The following is a 16,473-nucleotide window of genomic DNA, read 5'->3' on the forward strand; positions in this document are numbered from 1 at the left end:
GGGCGTTATCTCTGGGGTGAATCCGAGGAAAGGCTTCTCACAATCGCATTGAGAATCTGCGTTTTTCCTGTTCCGTTTTTTCCAATGAGTCCAAAGACCCTATGCTGCAGGATACCTTCTGACTGAAAATCAAAATTAAGGCGCAAATCATTGCCGGCATAAGGCGGACGGTAGTTGAAATTAAACTTAAAGGCTTGCGAATAATCGATATCATTAAGCTGGAATCGGATGGTCCGCAGCATCTTTTCATTGGAATTGTCGCGAGTTAGTGAAGTCCTGAATATATAATCATTCTCAAACTGTTCGGCTATCCTAGGAAAAAGCCCAACATCCCTTATGGCTAAAAGCACGCTCTGATAGGAGCTTGGGAATAATTCCTTTAAATCAAGATAATACTCCTCGCTGGTGCCGCAGGAGCAGAATTCATCTCCCAGCGATACAAATTTATCTTCCAGCTCATCCCAGGTTTTCTCACAATCGCGCTTCATGATCTTAATAGAAAGGTCCTGGCTTCTGGCATTAGACGCAGGCAGGTACCGCAGCCCCATAAGGGTGCGTATGCTGTAGTCATTCCAATTATCATAATACAGGACAAAACACGGATACTCATCTATCTTGTCCGGTCCTTTAAAAAAAGGAATGCTGTTTTTCGCTATCTGAAGCGGCAGATCCCCTGCGCTCATCAGCGGCCTTAGCTTATAGAGCGGCATTTCTTCAAAATAGTCCACTATTGCCATTCGGCTCCCTGATTTTTCCACATGCTTATTAATCAGATGCGCGTAAAGTTGAATCCCCTCTTTGGACGGCCTCACATCAGGGCTTACAACAGTTTCCAGAAATTTATTGTAGTAGCTGTTATCCCCATCCACCAGCCCGAACCGATTGAGGAATGTGTATTCCAGACTCCAATCCTCATTGTTGATCAGATGCTGTTTGGCATCCTCCATTGCGTTGATATACCTTTCATCCTGCGAAGGCATTTCCTGCAGTGGCCAGATTTTATTCAGAAAGGTTATAATACCGTCAAAATCAGTATATACCCCCATAAAATCTTCCCTTGATGAGAGGGTTTCAAAAATATCATGCTTTACTTTCCTGCTCAAAACAATTTCATCCACTCTGATTGTTTTTTATAGATTAATATTCTGCTTTTGCTTCTGTGATAATTTTCAATTCCCTGCAAAGGCGGCAACTAAAACGCCACCTGGCAGAAATGTCCAAAATAGTGATTTTTCCTTACAAAATAACCTCTAACTAAAAACTTTCCCCTGTAGGCTTCCAATAGAATACTTCCTTCTATTCCCAACGAAGATTATAAAGGTCTCTAGACTGGCTTTTCCATTCAAAACGGGTTAAAAGGGCAGCCAAAGTAGTATCCGCCCTCACCTGCATGCGCATAACAGCTGCGCTGCCCTTCGGGACTTATAGCACTCCGGCTCCTAAACCGGATACTCATTTTTTGCTTTCTTTTTTCCCGTTTTTTCTTTTGAAAAATTTCATTTGGGGACTATGGGAAAAGAAGACTTCAAACAAGTATTCACTAAAAATTTTATGTCATGGAAATCACAGGACGAATTGTAAAAGATGCCTCAGTTTTTAAAGTAAAGGAAAACCGTGAGGTGGTAAACTTCTCCATAGCAGTCAACGACAGCTATAAACCCAAAGGAAGTACCGAAACCAAAAAGATTGTAACCTATATCGACTGTTCCTACTGGCTCAGCGCAGGACTGGCGCAGTGGCTCCGTAAAGGAACGCTCGTGCAGCTCTTTGGGCGCATCGGACTGAATGTCTATATCGGAAATGATGCGCAGGCACACGGGGCATTGACCTTTCACACTTCCGATATTAAGATACTGGTATTTGCACGGGCGGATAATACAAAAGCTGTTGCTGCAGATAAACAGGAAAACGTAGCGGATGATCCCGACGACCTGCCTTTCTAAACCTTTCAAACCTATAATTTTTATACACGCCTAAATACAATATTATGAAAGCCTTACAAAAATCCAATTATAACGAGTTCCGTGTCAGTGATGTCTTTAATCAGATTATCCTGCGCAGCATCACTTCTTACGACGGTAAACGCAGTGCGCAGCTGAAATCTTTCTTCCTTGACCTGCAGCAGGGTGGCTGCGTCAGCGGTATGATTTCAGAATTTATCTACAATGCCGACTGCTGCGATTTCTACGTCGAGCATATTGATGACCTCGAAAATATCAGAACCGAATTGGAAGAAGCTATCGGCGAACCGATTGAGAACCGTTTTAAAGTCCCCCACTACACGTTTGTATGCTGGCTCTGCTTTGAGGAATACTGTTATGACCTCTATTCAAGACTCTTTGAGTAAAAATTTTCAACCTTAAATATTTTCTTATGAAAGCTTCTGAAAATTTTAAAAACGCCATAGAGAACTATCTGAGCACTTTGGCGCAGGGCGATGCCGCCTTTGCGCCAAACTATGCCAAAGCATCCAAGAACCTCGAAAGCTGTTTGGATTACATAGGCGGTGAGGTCAAAAAAACGGGCTTGTGTGCCTTTGACAATCAGGAAATCTTTGACATGGCTGTAAAATACTACACCGATAATTCCATCGGCACGCCTGCCCCTATGCCCTATAAAGCCGTAGTACAGGAACCTGCCCCTGCCGACCTTTTCTCGCAGCCTGAAATCCCCGCTGTGCCTATCAGGACAGAACCTGTTCTCCCTGTAAAGAAAGATGTAAAACCTGCGGCACAGACAGCCCTGACACTCTTTGGCCTACGATACCCAAAACCCGCATAGAAAAGCAATTGATTGCGCTCAGCGCTTCCCTTCCTCCGATAAAACCCGAAGTCTCCACTTGGGCGGAGAAAAATATCTTCCTGAAATGGGGCGTGCTCTCACGCTCCAAATTCTACTGCTTGCAGTGCACCCACGTGTGGAAAACCTCCTGTCCAAGCACCTGCGCAAAGTATACCGCCTGTCCTGCCTGCGGGGGCAGGCTGAAGATGATGCCCTATAATCAGGTGCATTTCAAGGAAACCGAATACTTTGCCGTGGTTCAGAACTGCGCAGGGTTTCAGGTGGTGCGCATGTTCATAGCCTACAAGCACATGAAAAAGAATTTCGCCCCGACCTATTTTCATCATGAGGTCATGCAGCATTGGATTGCCACCAATGGCGAAGTGCGCACGCTCTCGCGCAGCAACAATGTGTTTTCATCTGCCCCTGATGCCTGGAAATTCTATTTCCCGCTTGAAATCAAACCCAAGGATTTCAGCCGCAATGCCAAGTTCTTTATCAATCCCTACAAAGTCTATCCGCAGATGAAAGTACTGCCTATTTTAAGACGCAACGGCTTTAAGGCTTCTGTATATGATATAACGCCCCACCTGCTGTTTTCATCGCTTTTATCCGACCCCATTACCGAAACCCTTTTAAAAGCGCGTCAGCTCAGCCTCTTGCAGTATTATCTCCGCGTTTCAGGTCAGGATATCCGCCGAAACTGGCAGACGGTCAAAACGGTCATCAGACATAAGTATAAGATTTCCGATGTTTCCATTTGGGAGGATTATCTGCAGCTCTTGCGGTATTTCAAAAAAGATCCCGCAATTCCGCTTTGCGCCTGTCCTGAAAACCTGCACGATTCTCACGACTGATTGGTGCGCAAAAAAAGGGAACTGCTCAGAAAGAAAAAATTGCAGGACCTGCGCCTTGAAATCGAAAAGGCTCAGAAAAAGTATGCAAACGATAAAAGGTGCTTTTTCGGACTGTCTTTCCAAAAAGGAGAACTGAGCATTTCAGTTATTGAAGAAGTAAAGGATTTTATGCGAGAGGGCGACGACTTGGTGCATTGCGCATTTACCAACGAGTATTATGAAAGAAAGGATTCGCTGATACTCTCGGCAAAGGTCGAGGACAAATCCGTCGAAACCATCGAAATCTCACTCTCTAGAATGAAAATCCTGCAATGCAGGGGAATGAAAAACAAACTCTCCGAGCACCATAAACAGATACTGCAGCTCCTTTCAGAGAACCTTTATCAAATTAGGGAGCGCATGAAAAAAAGAAAAGACAAAAAATAATGCCGATGACTGCATCGGCTTTTTTATGGTGCTAACTTATGTCTCGGAAGCCCGCCAGCCTGACGGCCGCCGGGCTCGAGGTTATAACGGACTTTGCCAATTTTATTGTACTTCAAGCTCTTTAATCAAATCTCTTTTCTTCTTCATATTTTCCAGCTCTTTAACTTCATTCTCCAATTTTGTTGCAGCACTATCGCCTTTTGCTAATTTCACTGCATCAACAGCGACTGGAGCAATGGAACCGACCTGATCAGCACTCACTGCCTTGCCTTCAATTGTTAATCTTTTAAGTTCGCCTGTAAGCGGGTCAAGCTGAAATGATAGCTTTTTATTTTTTGCCTTAGAATATCCCACTGCTCCATACTGTGGAATTTTAACTTGCTCATAATAAAGAACAGCTGTTTTTTCTTTAGCTTCCGTCTTTTCTTTATCTACTATTTTTTTGTTTTCTTCTGTCTTTTTATTTTCTTTTGACGCTTTCTTTTCCTCTATTTTCACTAACTTGAGTTGGACATTTAATGGTATGTTATAAGCGAATCCCAATTCATCCTCTCCTCTCTCTGTAAAATAATTTAATTGCTGCTCTCGGTTTCTTTCAAAAACTAGGAAGTAGCCAAACTGTCCCATATCGCCAAACTGTCCATCTTTTGCAAGAATTTCATTTTTTAATTCTTTATTTAAGGTTATTTTTCCCTTATCAAAAGCAAAAAGGGCAGTCCTAAGAGAATCTTTTATAGTTTCAGGTTTTACACTTGATGGAACATACAAAAATTTCATTATTTTCACTTCCTTCTTTTCTTTATAAAAATACCTGGCAAAAACTTCATCATAGGCCTTTTGATATCTGTTTTTCAAATCTTTATAAATCTCATAATTGCTCTGAGTGCCTAATAAATCAAACTTTGCCAAGGCCTCCTCTAGAGCGGGGATTTTATAGACTACAGGATCTGATTTAGACAAAATGCTTTTCCCCATAAAAAAACTCCCGGCAATTGATGCAACGCCGGAAAGCCCTTTAACCACCAGATCAAAAGACTTATTCTCTGCGCTGGATTCTCCTTCTGACAAAATACCGTCAGTGCTATAGGTAAAAGAGACCCTTTGATCTTTATACCACCTTTTATTAGGATTCACATAAAATATTTTAGAATAATCAGGCACACTTTTCATGCTTATTTTTATGGAATCATCAATTATTTTATAAGAAGTGCTGTCTCCTTTTTTAATACCTTTATATATTATCTTGTCAACTCCATATCTTATAGCATATTGCGCAATTTCCAAATCTGTATAGTTTTGGTCGTCAAAAAGAGTGCCTTTAGAAAAAGTTGTGGCTATGCACTGCACTTCCACCACAAGTGCGACCTTGGGCAGAATATAAGCCTGTTCCCCATTAATCTTGCTTGTATCTTTAACTTTCATATATTCTTGAGCATTTATTTCGCAAAAAAATAAACAGGAAATTAGTAAGGGTAAAGGTAGTTTCATATCTAAAGAGTTTTAAATGGTATAGTATTAGCATATTTATTTACTGATTTTCCAATTTCATGATACTGGACATTCTGCATTAGCGAAATTCGCGTGCGAAGCTCACATGCCAGCCTTGGATACGTATAACTGTTCCAATTTCCCACCGCCATGGCATTTATAATAATGCTCTCAAGATTGATTGTCAGCAGACCGCCATTGCTTCCCCCGCTTGCCTCAGCCGAATCCTCCGCCGCGCCAATATAGATTAAATTAAAGTCTTCATTAATATCCTCAATATTACCAAAATCACATATTAAGCTATTTTGCTTCTCTAGCTGCCTGTCAGCTATAATTTCATTTTGGAATCTAAGCCGCTTATTTTTATCAATCTTAAAATCAAGAAAAGATTTATTGATCTTATAGGAACTTGAAGAATGGCATGCGTCAACAATCATTATGTTTTTTGTCTTTTGGAAATACCTGTTAAGAAGCTTATAAACTTCGTCATCCACTAAATAATCATCATAAGCAGCAAGCACTTGATCAAATTTTGACTCTTCATCCCCATTCTGGTCTGGAAGCTCAGCGCCATGCCCTGAGAAATAAAAGACAAAAGTATCTCCTTCCTTTATGATGCCACCTATTTCTGAAATCTTCTTTTTAATATTTTCAACCGTGGCATCTTCATTGGTAATCTTTTCAAAAATGTGGCCGTTTCGCAGTGCAATCCTTTTCATTCTTTCCAAATCTTTTGCCACACCACTTGTGGCATAATCACTAAAACTGACATTGTATTTTGCTTGATAGGCCATCGTATTTAAATACTCAAGTCCGACAGCAAGATGGTACGTGGCAGCAGACCACAAATGCGAAAAATTTAAAAAAATCAAAACAAGGGAGAAATGTATATTTTTTTTCATCGGGACTTAAGTTAGCAGTAATTAATAGTCTTTTGTTGTGGAAAAGCTCTGTAAATGTATCAAACAAAAAAGCATCGACAACAAGTATAACTACCTGATTTTTAAATATAAAACTTTAATTTTATATGATAAATAGTTTTTCCATTTGTTCTCTACCCCTAAGTTTATGGGTGCAGAATCGGTGCATGTAGAATTAAAAAAGATAAAAAACAGAAAAAGAACAAGTTAAAAGTTTAAGTTCGAAACATTACTACATCAAAATGTCATAAAAATCATTAATCTGAGTTTTGTGGCAGAATCGTGGCACTTTATATTTTTGTAAACTAAAAACCCAGCAAAATCAAGGCCTACCGGCTTTAGATTCGAAACTTTTTTACTTCTTGGAACTGTGGAAGTGGATTATCATTTTCCAACCATTACCCTTATTAAGATGGCTAAGACGCCGTTTATCGCAGATCCGAGATATTCCAGTGATTCCGAAAGGCAGTTCAGAGTCCACCAGCAGCTGCGCGAAGATGTAAGCATGACACACCGTGCCCCTTATCCCTAGGAACATGAAATTAATCTGCCCCGGCAGAAAATGCAATAGATGTGCAGCTAAATTTTACAATAGTATCTAATTTTTAATACAGCTCTCATCCTTTACTAAAAAATTAGGTAAAGCCTGCTTTTTAATTATAAAAATAATCCTATATTCGCTGAAAATGCTGTAAAAATCAGGTTAAATTATACATTCCTGGGATGCTGAACCAAATAGAGACCCTCAATATGCCATTAAAAGAAACTGTAAAACCAACATTAAGTCTCCGGTCCAATTCCCTTAGATGCCTCCGTCTCAGTATTGACACCAATAATTTCCAATTTTACTTCCGCAGCGAATGCAGGAAAAGGATGTAAGATCTTCCTTTGCGTTCAATATCGGGATAAGATCATCTTTGATACTGATGAATAAATTTCATTTATAAATACAACTAAAAAAAATATGCAAGGATTCCGCCTTCTGGCTCTTCGTCCCTTAAAAGGAACCTCTAGAAAATTTAGAAAAAACCTCAAAAATCAGGTAATCTATAAGTTTTACCAGAATTATCAATTTGTCGACCAGAATGGCGATGAAATATTAGAAGGCAACGAAAATCTCCAGACAGATCTCATCAATGTACTCCCTCCGCAGAACAATGCGGGGGACATCTATTCCACGAAAGGTCTCAGCATAAACATAAGTGCCGTAGTGGGACAGAATGGCAGCGGTAAAAGCAGCCTCATCGACTTTTACAATCTTATACTGTATTATCTGGCATGCAATCAATTCGAGACAATGAAACCGACAAGCGTACAGTTGATAGATCAGCTGCGTTTTTTATTTCATTTTGTAAAAGAATACTATTCGAAAATTAAAGAATTTCAGATTATCGATACCGAACCGGCCGTTGATATGACAGATACCGCTTCCTTAAATGATCTGCAGCTGTTAGCGGCAGCAGAAAAATTAATTATGAATCTAGAATTTAGGTACAACTGGATTTTTTTGGAAACTGCCGATCTGGGCAAAAAGCTTGACTTCCTCACTGCTTTACAATGGTATTCGGTAGAAGGTGCCAAAAATTATGGAATCAGACAGCAGAAAAATTCAAGCAAGGCTTCTATTTTCTATAAGGAACTTACGAGATCTTTTGCGGTTAAACTCAAAAAAATAATAGCCGATTATAGTAATGAAAAAAAGTTTGATAAAAAACTGGAAAAAAAATTACGTTTTCAATTAATCTACCAGATTGACGGGGAAACACATGAAATTAAAAAAGATAAAAATGGTCTTCAATTCGATGATCAGACCTTTTTCTATACCATACTTCTCAATTATTCACTCCACTCGATGAATTCAAAAAATTTGGGAGCATGGATATTCAAATTATTTCACAAAAATGACGGCTATCAGACTCCAAATGTAATCAATCCATACAGGGAAGAAGGGATTATAAACGTAAACTCGGAATTGGCACTATCCACAGACCGACTGGTATACAACATCATAGACCAGTATCGCAGAGGCTCTAAGGCTGTTATACTCAATAAATATGGGTTCAAGAGATTTATTTTACGGCTAAAAGATAAACGCACTTACAACCTAAAGGAGCTGAATGTTACTTATTCTGACAAGGAAAAATTTCTGGAATTCCTATCCAGACTGCCTGAAAGCATGGACTTTAATATCGGGCATAACGGCATAGGCGATCTGTGCATCGTATATCTGATTAAAAAATTCCAAAAAATAGCTTCAATCTATATTGATCATTTTTATGAACCTCAAAATTTAGAGCAGACGCCCTTTTCTGAACAGATTGAGAAGAATCGAGAATGGAAGCTTGCAAAAACCAAAGAATTTCTTCTATCATCCGACTCACATGTTGCCAGAAAGTTTAACCAGACTTATAATTTTCTGGTAAGCATCGAACAGCTTGGCTCAGAATTGGAATTTATTAACAGCTGGAATCTCTTTGACGATATAAGAATAAATGAAGAAGAGCTCACCAGATGGATCGAATTTTCTGTAAATAAATTTGCGCTTGAAGCCAAAGGGACTCATGAACTTATAAACCACCTATTCCCAGCTATTTTTGATATTGATATTGAGTTCGAAAAAAAAGACGGCTCTCGAATCAAGCTCTCCGATTTAAGCTCGGGTGAACAGCAGTATATCTTTAATATCAACACTGTAACCTATCATATCAACAACTTAAAAACTATAAAACCCATTGAGGGGACTAAAATTAGAAATTACAATTATATCAATATAGTACTGGACGAAATAGAACTCTATTATCATCCGGAATATCAGAAAAATTTAATTAAAGATCTTCGCAGGGAAATCAAAAAAATTGATTCCTTGGGAGATTTAAAAAGTTTCAATATTATGTTCCTTACTCATTCCCCTTTTATCTTATCGGACATACCTAATGAAAATATTCTGCGGCTTGAAGATGGTTTTCCCTCTCTGAGGAATTTCGACCCGACATTTGGAGCAAACATACATGACCTGTTGGCGAACGATTTTTTCCTCAAGGGCTTCATGGGAGAATTTGCAAAAAGCTATATTACCAAACTGATCAGAAAAATTGAAAAGACCCAGACTGCGCAGCTGAGCAAAAAAAAATACAACGCGTATCTTGATAAAATAAATTTAATTGGAGAGGCGGTTATTAGGAATTCACTAAAATCCCTCCTGGATAAAAAATTCAAAGATTATATAGATTGGGAGAGAAGATTGGAAGAAGTTGACAAAGAAAGAGAATTCATCAATAAAAATTTAAAAAACAATGGGACCACTTGATTTTTCGAAGTTTAAGACCGTAAAATACAAATACATCAGTTTTTTTAAAATTCAAAAGATAGTTAAAAAAATACAGGCACTTGAAAAGTTAAATCCAAAGTTTCAAAATTTCACAGATTTGATAAACACCGAAAAAAAACTCAAAAAAATCATTGGTGCCGATAACGTTAAACTCAAGGAATTCAAGCAAAAATTTGATTCCTGCGGCATCAGTTTTGACTTTGAGGACTGCACTGCTGGCAATGGCTGCGGCAACTGCATACCATGCCGGAATAATGCAGAAAAAATAAGCTTCCGTGAAAAGATTTTGAAAGCCCTTGATTATGAAAACAATGGAAAAGCATCGCTGCGAAAAGTGTATTCCAGACTTGGTTTAAAGACATGTTATGTATGCAATGCCCAGTATGCGCTAAACGCAGTTCCTGAAAACAGACCGGCAAAAGGAACTGTTGCGGTTCAGGATAGATACAAGGCAAAATTTCAGTTTGACCACTATCTTCCTAAAGCTAAATATCCTGCCCTCAGCATCTCGCTTTTTAATCTTTTCCCAATCTGCTCTCCCTGCAATTCCATAAAAGGGGAACGTGATCTGGGAATCGATTTTTTATCATCAGACCCAAATGACTGGGATGATAAGTTTACCTTTAAAATCTTGGAAAAATCACTTACAGCCTTCCTTTTAAATCAAAAAGCAATGAAAATAGATTTCATTGATAAAACCACCTATATCGGTATGGAAAGTTTGGCAAAGAGGTTTGATATCAAAGGCATATACAACAATCAGATTGACCTGATTGAAGAGCTCATAATCCGTAAACTGAAATATTCTGATACCTATAAAGGTAAATTAACGCAATCCTTTCCAAATCTATTTCATAAAACCTCAATAGATGAACGTATAGAATTGGGAACCTACAGCCAGAATGAAGGCATTCATAAACGTCCGATGAGCAAATTTATCCATGATATCGACCAGCAGCTTACAGATCACTTTCAAAAGGAACTTTTAAAAATTGGGAATTGATTTTCACTGCTTGGTGTGATAAAACAATAGCAAATGGCAAAAAATGAAACCTTTTATACCAGTTATGCCGATTTGATCTCAGGAGATAAATTATTTCTGAAAAGGGCAAGGACGGCACTTCCTTATTTAGTAAGACAGGAGAGAGCAGGAAAACCTATATATTATTCTGATCTCGCCAGTGAAATTGGATTCCAAATCCTAGAAATTTGAACTATCCCCTGGGAGCAATTGGAAATGCTTTAATCTCCCTTGGAAAAAAATCGAACTTGACATACCTCCTATCCAATGTCTGGTCATTAATAAAGCAACCGGCCTGCCCGGGAAGGTATAGAATGGTTTATGGATCAGAAGGAATTTAAAAAATTAAGCAGAACAAAGAAAACAGAAGTTCTCGATATCCAGCTTAGAAAAATTTATAATTTCCCGATTGGAATAAGGTGCTTGCAGCATTTGAACTCGACGAAGTAAATAGTGTCCTGCAGCAGCTCATGGAGAAAGCCAGAAGCGCTGGCTTTGGCGGCGGGGAAAGTGAACACCACAAAAATTTCAAGAACGCTGTAGCCCAAAATCCAAATCTTCTTGGATTGGATGTCCCTCCGGGCCGGACTGAATACAGGCTCCTTTCAGCAGACTGCATAGACGTTGTTTTTATAAACAAAACAGAGCTTATTGCCGTTGAAGTCAAATCATCAATATCAGCTGATATAGATATTTTAAGAGGACTCTTCCAATGCGTAAAATATAAATATCTGATACAGGCAGAACAAATCGTCGAAAATATGGAACCAAACACCATGGTAATTCTCGCACTGCAGGGCACATTTCCAGCAAAACTTCTCAGTGTTAAAAACTGCCTCGGCATTGAGGTAATAGATCAGATTAAGTCGCTGTAGACTTGTCGGATAAACGGCCTCACCACAATTATCTGCTTATGCTCCGTGGGTCTTTTTCTAAACTGCACGGATGTAGCCTTCAACATAGACATTTCCAAAGGCTGTTATTCTCTTCACTTCTCCTTTCTGCACAAATTCATCTCTCGATAAGCTGTATATGGTAAATCCGTAATTTAAGATTGCATCTTCCAGTTCATCGACATTTAGAACAATATCGGTATCACACACAGCCTGATCATCATTTATCGTTTTAATGACATCCTTATATATGCCGATTGCTCCCGGCTATAAGCAGTATAACACATACAAAAATCAATGGGAATATTATGATAATAGAACTCAATCTCAGGGTTATCAAATACAACCTGCACAGTCAAGTGTCAATTTAGATTTAGTTCAAAAAACACTTAGTTATAAGCAATCTAAGTATGATGTTAACTTGAAAAGAATCTAAAATGAGATACAAGAAGCTACAACTTATATTTATGCTTGTTCTAAGAGTAAAGGCTTTACTCATGAAGAAGCTAAAAGATCAGTTACTGAATTTGATGTTTATTATGTGAATAAAATTAGATATGGTACATATGATTTATCTTATGACTCAGTTACTGATGACTTAATATCATTTTTGTCTAAAGGTGTTTTAAAAATAGCTTGTGACAACTTTAAAGAATGCAATTAACTATCTTTATTACAATAAAAATAATCTAATTTTCTTACTATGGTAAATTACAAATTGATAAATGATTATATAAAAAAGTTTGAAGATCTTTTTCCTGCAATAATTGAGGAGATAGAGAATAAGAAAAATTTACACTATAATGAGCTTATGTACCTTTGCAATGAACATAAAGATAGTCTTATAGTCCAAAGAGGGGGATTACTTTTCCAACTCCTTGAAGAACATGGTATAGATATTAATAATGTTAAAGAATCGGAATATGCGAAAAGTTCTATAATACTGCACTTATACACAATAAAAACCGATTCTATAATACAGGAGAATTTTCAAAATAAAATCAAGCCTATCATTTTTCCGCCTTTGGACTCAAATATTTTGTAAACTCATCATTTTCAATAATTTTGTAAGGTATAGGAGTGTCATAAATAACATTGTTTTGTGCATTACGTGCTTTTGCTATTACAGCCACTAAAAAAGAGCTGAGAACTAAATTATGTGCTCTTGTTTTTTGTAATATACTTTCCTGAATGTTGTATCTTACAATCAACTCATTTTTACTTAGCATTTTTAAATTTTCCATAATATTAAGAATTAAAAAGCCACTTCTTAATTGAAGTGGCTTTATTGTTAAAAATTATTTTTAGTCAGGTAATAATATTCTTAAGTTGCTCTATTAAATTCTTCGATTGTTTTATAACCTAAATGTGCATGTCTTCTCTTTTTATTGTACCAATTTTCGATGTATTCGTGAACTTCTATTCTCATCTGTTCCTTTGTGAGCAGTTTGCTGCCGTGGATTATTTCTCTTTTAAAATTACTAAAGAAGCTTTCTGAAACAGCATTATCATTATGGTTTTGTTTACGGCTCATACTGCGTCTGATAAATTTATATGAATCTAGAGTCTTTGTGAAAATCTTATTCGCATATTGAACACCTCTATCGGAATGAAAAATTAAATCACCAGTGATATTTCTATTCTTAACTGCCATTTCCCAAGCAGGCAGGGTAGTATGTTTTGTACTCATGCTTTCTGCTAAACTCCACCCAACGATTTTCCTGTCAAATAAATCCAAAATAATAGTAAGGTATAGAAAGCCTTTCATCGTTGCAATGAATGTAATATCTGAAACCCAAGCTTTAGCAGGCTCACTAACTGTAAATTGTCTATTTAAAACATTTGGTGAAATATAATGATTGTGAATTGAATCAGTTGTTACTCTAAATCTTGTTTTAGCTTTTTTGCGCAAACCTAAAGCCCTCATATAAACTTTTATTTGCCCTTCTCCAACTTTAAATCCTCGCCTACGAAGTTCCTTTGTAATTTTGCTGTATCCATATACTTTTTTAAATTCATAATATACAGACAAAACTTCATCTTTAAGCAAAGTTATTCGAGCTTGCTTATCTGAGATTTCCTGCCTTCTTCTTTTATAATATGCAGTTTTAGACATTTGTAAAACTCTACACATCCTTACTAAAGAATATTTTGATAAATTGTTTTCAATGAATCTTTTGGTCATTATTCTTCCTTGTGCTACATATTCGCTTCCATTCTTTAGAATTTCCAGTGTAAGTTGAGAATCTTTAATTTTTTTGTTGAGTTCACCAATTGCAGCATACTTTGAGGAAAAATTTAGGTATTCGAATTTTTTTCGCCACTTGTGTATACAACCTCGCCCTATTCCAAACTCCTTTTCAACACTTCTAATTTCCGCACGTTCATAACTTAATCTAACTGCTTCCTCTTTAAAACTAAGCTCGTATTTTCTAATCATATCTTTAAGTTTGATATTTTATAAAGCAATAACTTTTGAATTTAGATTTTCAATATATTCCGATACTTTTTCTTCTGTATCTTTTTTTGTAAAAAGCATATTTAAATCGACTAATTCAGATTTAAGGGAAGCAAAAAAGCTTCTAACCACTGCATTGTCTAAATGATTCCCTGGTCGGCTCATACTTCTTTTAATATGCTTATAAGAGCTCAATTTACAGGTGAATACTTTATTAGCGTATTGGAATGATCTATTAGAATGAAAAATAAGACCCGTCTTTATTTTGCGATTTCGAACAGCCATTTCCCAAGCGGGTAAAGAAGTTGCCTTTATTGTCAGCAATTCACTCAAATTCCATCCAATAATTTTTCTATCGAATAAGTCCATTATAATTGTTAGAAATAGCAGCTCCTCAGATGTTTCTAAACTTGTTATACCAGACACCCATACCTGAGAGGGTTCACTTACTGTAAACTGTCTGTTTAAAATGTTAGGAAAAATGCAAGGATTATTAGGTATGAATCTCGAACTAGATTTGATACTGTGTCTGCTGCTGAGTTTACTAAAAATACCTAGTTTTCTCATATACGAACCAACTGTTGCTGTGCTTAATATAATACCTTTGCTCCACAATTCAGCTGCAATTTTAGAAGCCCCATATCTTTCTTTGTATTCATAAAAAATGGACAAAATTTCATTTTCAATAAAATTTCTATGACGTTGTCTAGGGGTAAGAATTTTGTTTTTCCAATTAAGATATGTACTAGGTATGATGCCTAAAACTTCACACATTCTCCAAAGTGAATACTTATCTAAATTGTTTTCAATAAAATAAAAGATCATTGGTTTACCCTTAGAAATATATTCACTTGCCCTCTTGAAAATTTCAACATGAAGTTCAGTCTTTTTTAGCTTTCTTTTCAGTGCGATTTTAAGTTCTGCAAGTCTTTGTTGTTCAGGAGTCCTGCCACAAAAACTTTTTGATTCGTCTCTCTGAAGTTCATCTCGCCATCTATATATGGTTGTAGTTGCTATGTCAAGCTCTTTAGAAACTTTAAAAAAATTTGTTTCATGTCCTAGTTTGACCGCGTTAACTCTAAAATCACGATCATAAATTTTATACTTTCCCATCTTATTAAAATTAAGATTTTCTATTTAAATCAATTTAAGAAATATAATTGTATATCAAGTCAGGATACATGTTTATTTTTCTGTAACATAATGATGTTAAGGTTTTTAGATGTTCAGGCTTATAAAATCAGGTATTTGTACTTAGTTATTGTTTAGGTGTGTTTTAATAAATTTGGCTATGATATTATAATCTACTGCATATGATTGAAAACCTTATTAATAAAATAGAAAAAGGAACAGTTAGGTATCTTTTATACACTTGTCTTATTTCTTGTTTCTGGGCAGTTTGTTTCTACCTTTTTACTCCTTGTATTTTTATAGAGCCCTATCACATTCAATTTTTTATCATATTTGCACCTTCGTTTCTATCTGTAGTCCTTTATTTTCCAATATTCCTTTATACAGAAGCTTTTTTACAACCTTTAGTGCGTGAATTTTCAAAAGATATTACGAGATTTAGACTTGAGTTTTATCTTTCTGCTTTGGTTGTTCTTAAAAGTATTTACATATTAGTAGGAGTATATTATGATATGGATATTACAGAATACCTAAAATTATATTTTAGAGTTACTGGGATATGGATTCTTGTTTTAGTTTGTTATCGCATCTACTATGCGAGAAAGAAGTACACCCGTAGCAACAATTAAAAAACATACAAAGCAAAAAATAATAAAACCTTTTGCAAATTCACCGTCTCTTTTATTCATGATTCCTATAAATTAAAAATCCGCCTAATTAAAGCGGATCAAGGTTAATAATTGTTATTTTTAAAATTCTAGTGTAAAATGGGTATACTTACCTAATAAAAATATAATTCCAACACTAAATTATTGTATTCTCTGCACGACCATTTATAAAATTATAAAATACTACTTAAGAACAACTTAATACGTTAAATTAAAATTATAGACTGAGATAAAAATTATTTCACCTATAAAACTATCAAAAAAATTTCTCCAATCGAAAAAACATTTTATCTTTGCACCCGCAATGAGAAAATAATTGCATCTTACTGGAGGAATGGCAGAGCGGTCGAATGCGGCAGTCTTGAAAACTGTTGACTGTAACAGGTCCGGGGGTTCGAATCCCTCTTCCTCCGCTGAAAGACTTAAAAACCCTGTAAATCAAACGACTTACAGGGTTTTTCTTTTATTTTTAATAGCAGATCAATAAAACAATTGATAACCT

16 protein-coding genes, 1 tRNA gene and 1 pseudogene are annotated in these 16,473 nt (G+C 36.5%); 11 read left to right on the forward strand and 7 right to left on the reverse strand.

Annotation, left to right across the window (positions count from 1 at the left end):
* Positions 1-5: 5 nt before the first annotated feature.
* Positions 6-1,118: an AbiJ-related protein gene (locus OZP11_RS08835; protein ID WP_281234852.1), complete on the reverse strand. Its 1,113-nt coding sequence runs from the start codon at positions 1,116-1,118 to the stop codon at positions 6-8.
* Positions 1,119-1,556: 438 nt separating this feature from the next.
* Between OZP11_RS08835 and OZP11_RS08840 the strand changes: the two genes are divergently transcribed.
* Genes OZP11_RS08840 through OZP11_RS08860 form a run of 5 tightly spaced genes read left to right on the forward strand, consistent with a single transcriptional unit; the run spans position 1,557 to position 4,064 of the window.
* Positions 1,557-1,943: a single-stranded DNA-binding protein gene (locus OZP11_RS08840; RefSeq protein WP_281234853.1), complete on the forward strand. Its 387-nt coding sequence runs from the start codon at positions 1,557-1,559 to the stop codon at positions 1,941-1,943.
* Between the two features lie 44 nt (positions 1,944-1,987).
* Entirely contained in the window at positions 1,988-2,347 is a 360-nt protein-coding gene (locus OZP11_RS08845; protein WP_281234854.1) for a DUF7222 domain-containing protein, read from the forward strand.
* Between the two features lie 26 nt (positions 2,348-2,373).
* A complete protein-coding gene (locus tag OZP11_RS08850; RefSeq protein WP_281234855.1) occupies positions 2,374-2,781 on the forward strand; it encodes a PcfK-like family protein in 408 nt (135 codons plus the stop codon).
* Positions 2,782-2,789: 8 nt separating this feature from the next.
* Entirely contained in the window at positions 2,790-3,638 is an 849-nt protein-coding gene (locus OZP11_RS08855; RefSeq protein ID WP_281234856.1) for a hypothetical protein, read from the forward strand.
* Positions 3,639-3,677: 39 nt separating this feature from the next.
* Positions 3,678-4,064 (forward strand): PcfJ domain-containing protein, encoded by a 387-nt coding sequence (locus OZP11_RS08860; protein WP_486320590.1) that lies wholly within the window; start codon positions 3,678-3,680, stop codon positions 4,062-4,064.
* A 102-nt stretch (positions 4,065-4,166) separates the two neighbouring features.
* On the opposite strand, the gene OZP11_RS08865 is transcribed toward OZP11_RS08860, so the two are convergent.
* Both OZP11_RS08865 and OZP11_RS08870 read right to left on the reverse strand, forming a co-directional pair.
* On the reverse strand, positions 4,167-5,552 hold the full coding sequence (locus tag OZP11_RS08865) for a hypothetical protein (RefSeq protein WP_281234857.1): 1,386 nt from the start codon (positions 5,550-5,552) through the stop codon (positions 4,167-4,169).
* A gap of 2 nt (positions 5,553-5,554) precedes the next feature.
* Positions 5,555-6,454, reverse strand: a complete 900-nt coding sequence (locus OZP11_RS08870) for a caspase family protein (protein WP_281234858.1) — start codon at positions 6,452-6,454, stop codon at positions 5,555-5,557.
* 370 nt (positions 6,455-6,824) lie between these two features.
* Here OZP11_RS08870 and OZP11_RS24935 point away from each other — a divergent pair.
* The 5 genes and pseudogenes from OZP11_RS24935 to OZP11_RS08890 form a co-directional block, all read left to right on the forward strand.
* Positions 6,825-7,004: pseudogene (locus OZP11_RS24935) on the forward strand (hypothetical protein); the annotation flags it as partial.
* Between the two features lie 432 nt (positions 7,005-7,436).
* A complete protein-coding gene (locus OZP11_RS08875) occupies positions 7,437-9,779 on the forward strand; it encodes a hypothetical protein (RefSeq protein ID WP_281234859.1) in 2,343 nt (780 codons plus the stop codon).
* 118 nt (positions 9,780-9,897) lie between these two features.
* Positions 9,898-10,803 (forward strand): hypothetical protein, encoded by a 906-nt coding sequence (locus OZP11_RS08880; protein ID WP_281234860.1) that lies wholly within the window; start codon positions 9,898-9,900, stop codon positions 10,801-10,803.
* 33 nt (positions 10,804-10,836) lie between these two features.
* Positions 10,837-11,013, forward strand: coding sequence for a hypothetical protein (locus OZP11_RS08885; RefSeq protein WP_281234861.1), 177 nt, complete (start codon positions 10,837-10,839; stop codon positions 11,011-11,013).
* A 227-nt stretch (positions 11,014-11,240) separates the two neighbouring features.
* Positions 11,241-11,696 carry a hypothetical protein gene (locus OZP11_RS08890; protein ID WP_281234862.1) on the forward strand — a complete coding sequence of 152 codons (456 nt, stop codon included), beginning with the start codon at positions 11,241-11,243 and terminating at the stop codon, positions 11,694-11,696.
* Between the two features lie 57 nt (positions 11,697-11,753).
* Here the strand turns inward: OZP11_RS08890 and OZP11_RS08895 are convergent, their stop codons facing one another.
* The 4 genes from OZP11_RS08895 to OZP11_RS08910 form a co-directional block, all read right to left on the reverse strand.
* Positions 11,754-11,924, reverse strand: coding sequence for a hypothetical protein (locus tag OZP11_RS08895; protein WP_281234863.1), 171 nt, complete (start codon positions 11,922-11,924; stop codon positions 11,754-11,756).
* An 800-nt stretch (positions 11,925-12,724) separates the two neighbouring features.
* Positions 12,725-12,958, reverse strand: a complete 234-nt coding sequence (locus tag OZP11_RS08900; RefSeq protein ID WP_281234864.1) for a hypothetical protein — start codon at positions 12,956-12,958, stop codon at positions 12,725-12,727.
* 80 nt (positions 12,959-13,038) lie between these two features.
* Positions 13,039-14,154, reverse strand: a complete 1,116-nt coding sequence (locus OZP11_RS08905; RefSeq protein WP_281234865.1) for an IS3 family transposase — start codon at positions 14,152-14,154, stop codon at positions 13,039-13,041.
* 18 nt (positions 14,155-14,172) lie between these two features.
* On the reverse strand, positions 14,173-15,285 hold the full coding sequence (locus OZP11_RS08910) for an IS3 family transposase (protein ID WP_281234866.1): 1,113 nt from the start codon (positions 15,283-15,285) through the stop codon (positions 14,173-14,175).
* 1,014 nt (positions 15,286-16,299) lie between these two features.
* Between OZP11_RS08910 and OZP11_RS08915 the strand changes: the two genes are divergently transcribed.
* Positions 16,300-16,384: transfer RNA gene (locus tag OZP11_RS08915), tRNA-Ser, on the forward strand.
* Positions 16,385-16,473 lie beyond the last annotated feature (89 nt).

Origin of the sequence: Flavobacterium gelatinilyticum (assembly GCF_027111295.1) — a bacterium.
GTDB lineage: Bacteria > Bacteroidota > Bacteroidia > Flavobacteriales > Flavobacteriaceae > Flavobacterium > Flavobacterium gelatinilyticum.

Coding starts and splice junctions, on each gene's coding strand:
- OZP11_RS08840 (WP_281234853.1), top strand. CDS start 1,557: ATGGAAATCACAGGACGAATTGTAAAAGATGCCTCAGTTTTTAAAGTA.
- OZP11_RS08845 (WP_281234854.1), top strand. CDS start 1,988: ATGAAAGCCTTACAAAAATCCAATTATAACGAGTTCCGTGTCAGTGAT.
- OZP11_RS08850 (WP_281234855.1), top strand. CDS start 2,374: ATGAAAGCTTCTGAAAATTTTAAAAACGCCATAGAGAACTATCTGAGC.
- OZP11_RS08865 (WP_281234857.1), bottom strand. CDS start 5,552: ATGAAACTACCTTTACCCTTACTAATTTCCTGTTTATTTTTTTGCGAA.
- OZP11_RS08870 (WP_281234858.1), bottom strand. CDS start 6,454: ATGAAAAAAAATATACATTTCTCCCTTGTTTTGATTTTTTTAAATTTT.
- OZP11_RS08875 (WP_281234859.1), top strand. CDS start 7,437: ATGCAAGGATTCCGCCTTCTGGCTCTTCGTCCCTTAAAAGGAACCTCT.
- OZP11_RS08885 (WP_281234861.1), top strand. CDS start 10,837: ATGGCAAAAAATGAAACCTTTTATACCAGTTATGCCGATTTGATCTCA.
- OZP11_RS08900 (WP_281234864.1), bottom strand. CDS start 12,958: ATGGAAAATTTAAAAATGCTAAGTAAAAATGAGTTGATTGTAAGATAC.
- OZP11_RS08905 (WP_281234865.1), bottom strand. CDS start 14,154: ATGATTAGAAAATACGAGCTTAGTTTTAAAGAGGAAGCAGTTAGATTA.
- OZP11_RS08910 (WP_281234866.1), bottom strand. CDS start 15,285: ATGGGAAAGTATAAAATTTATGATCGTGATTTTAGAGTTAACGCGGTC.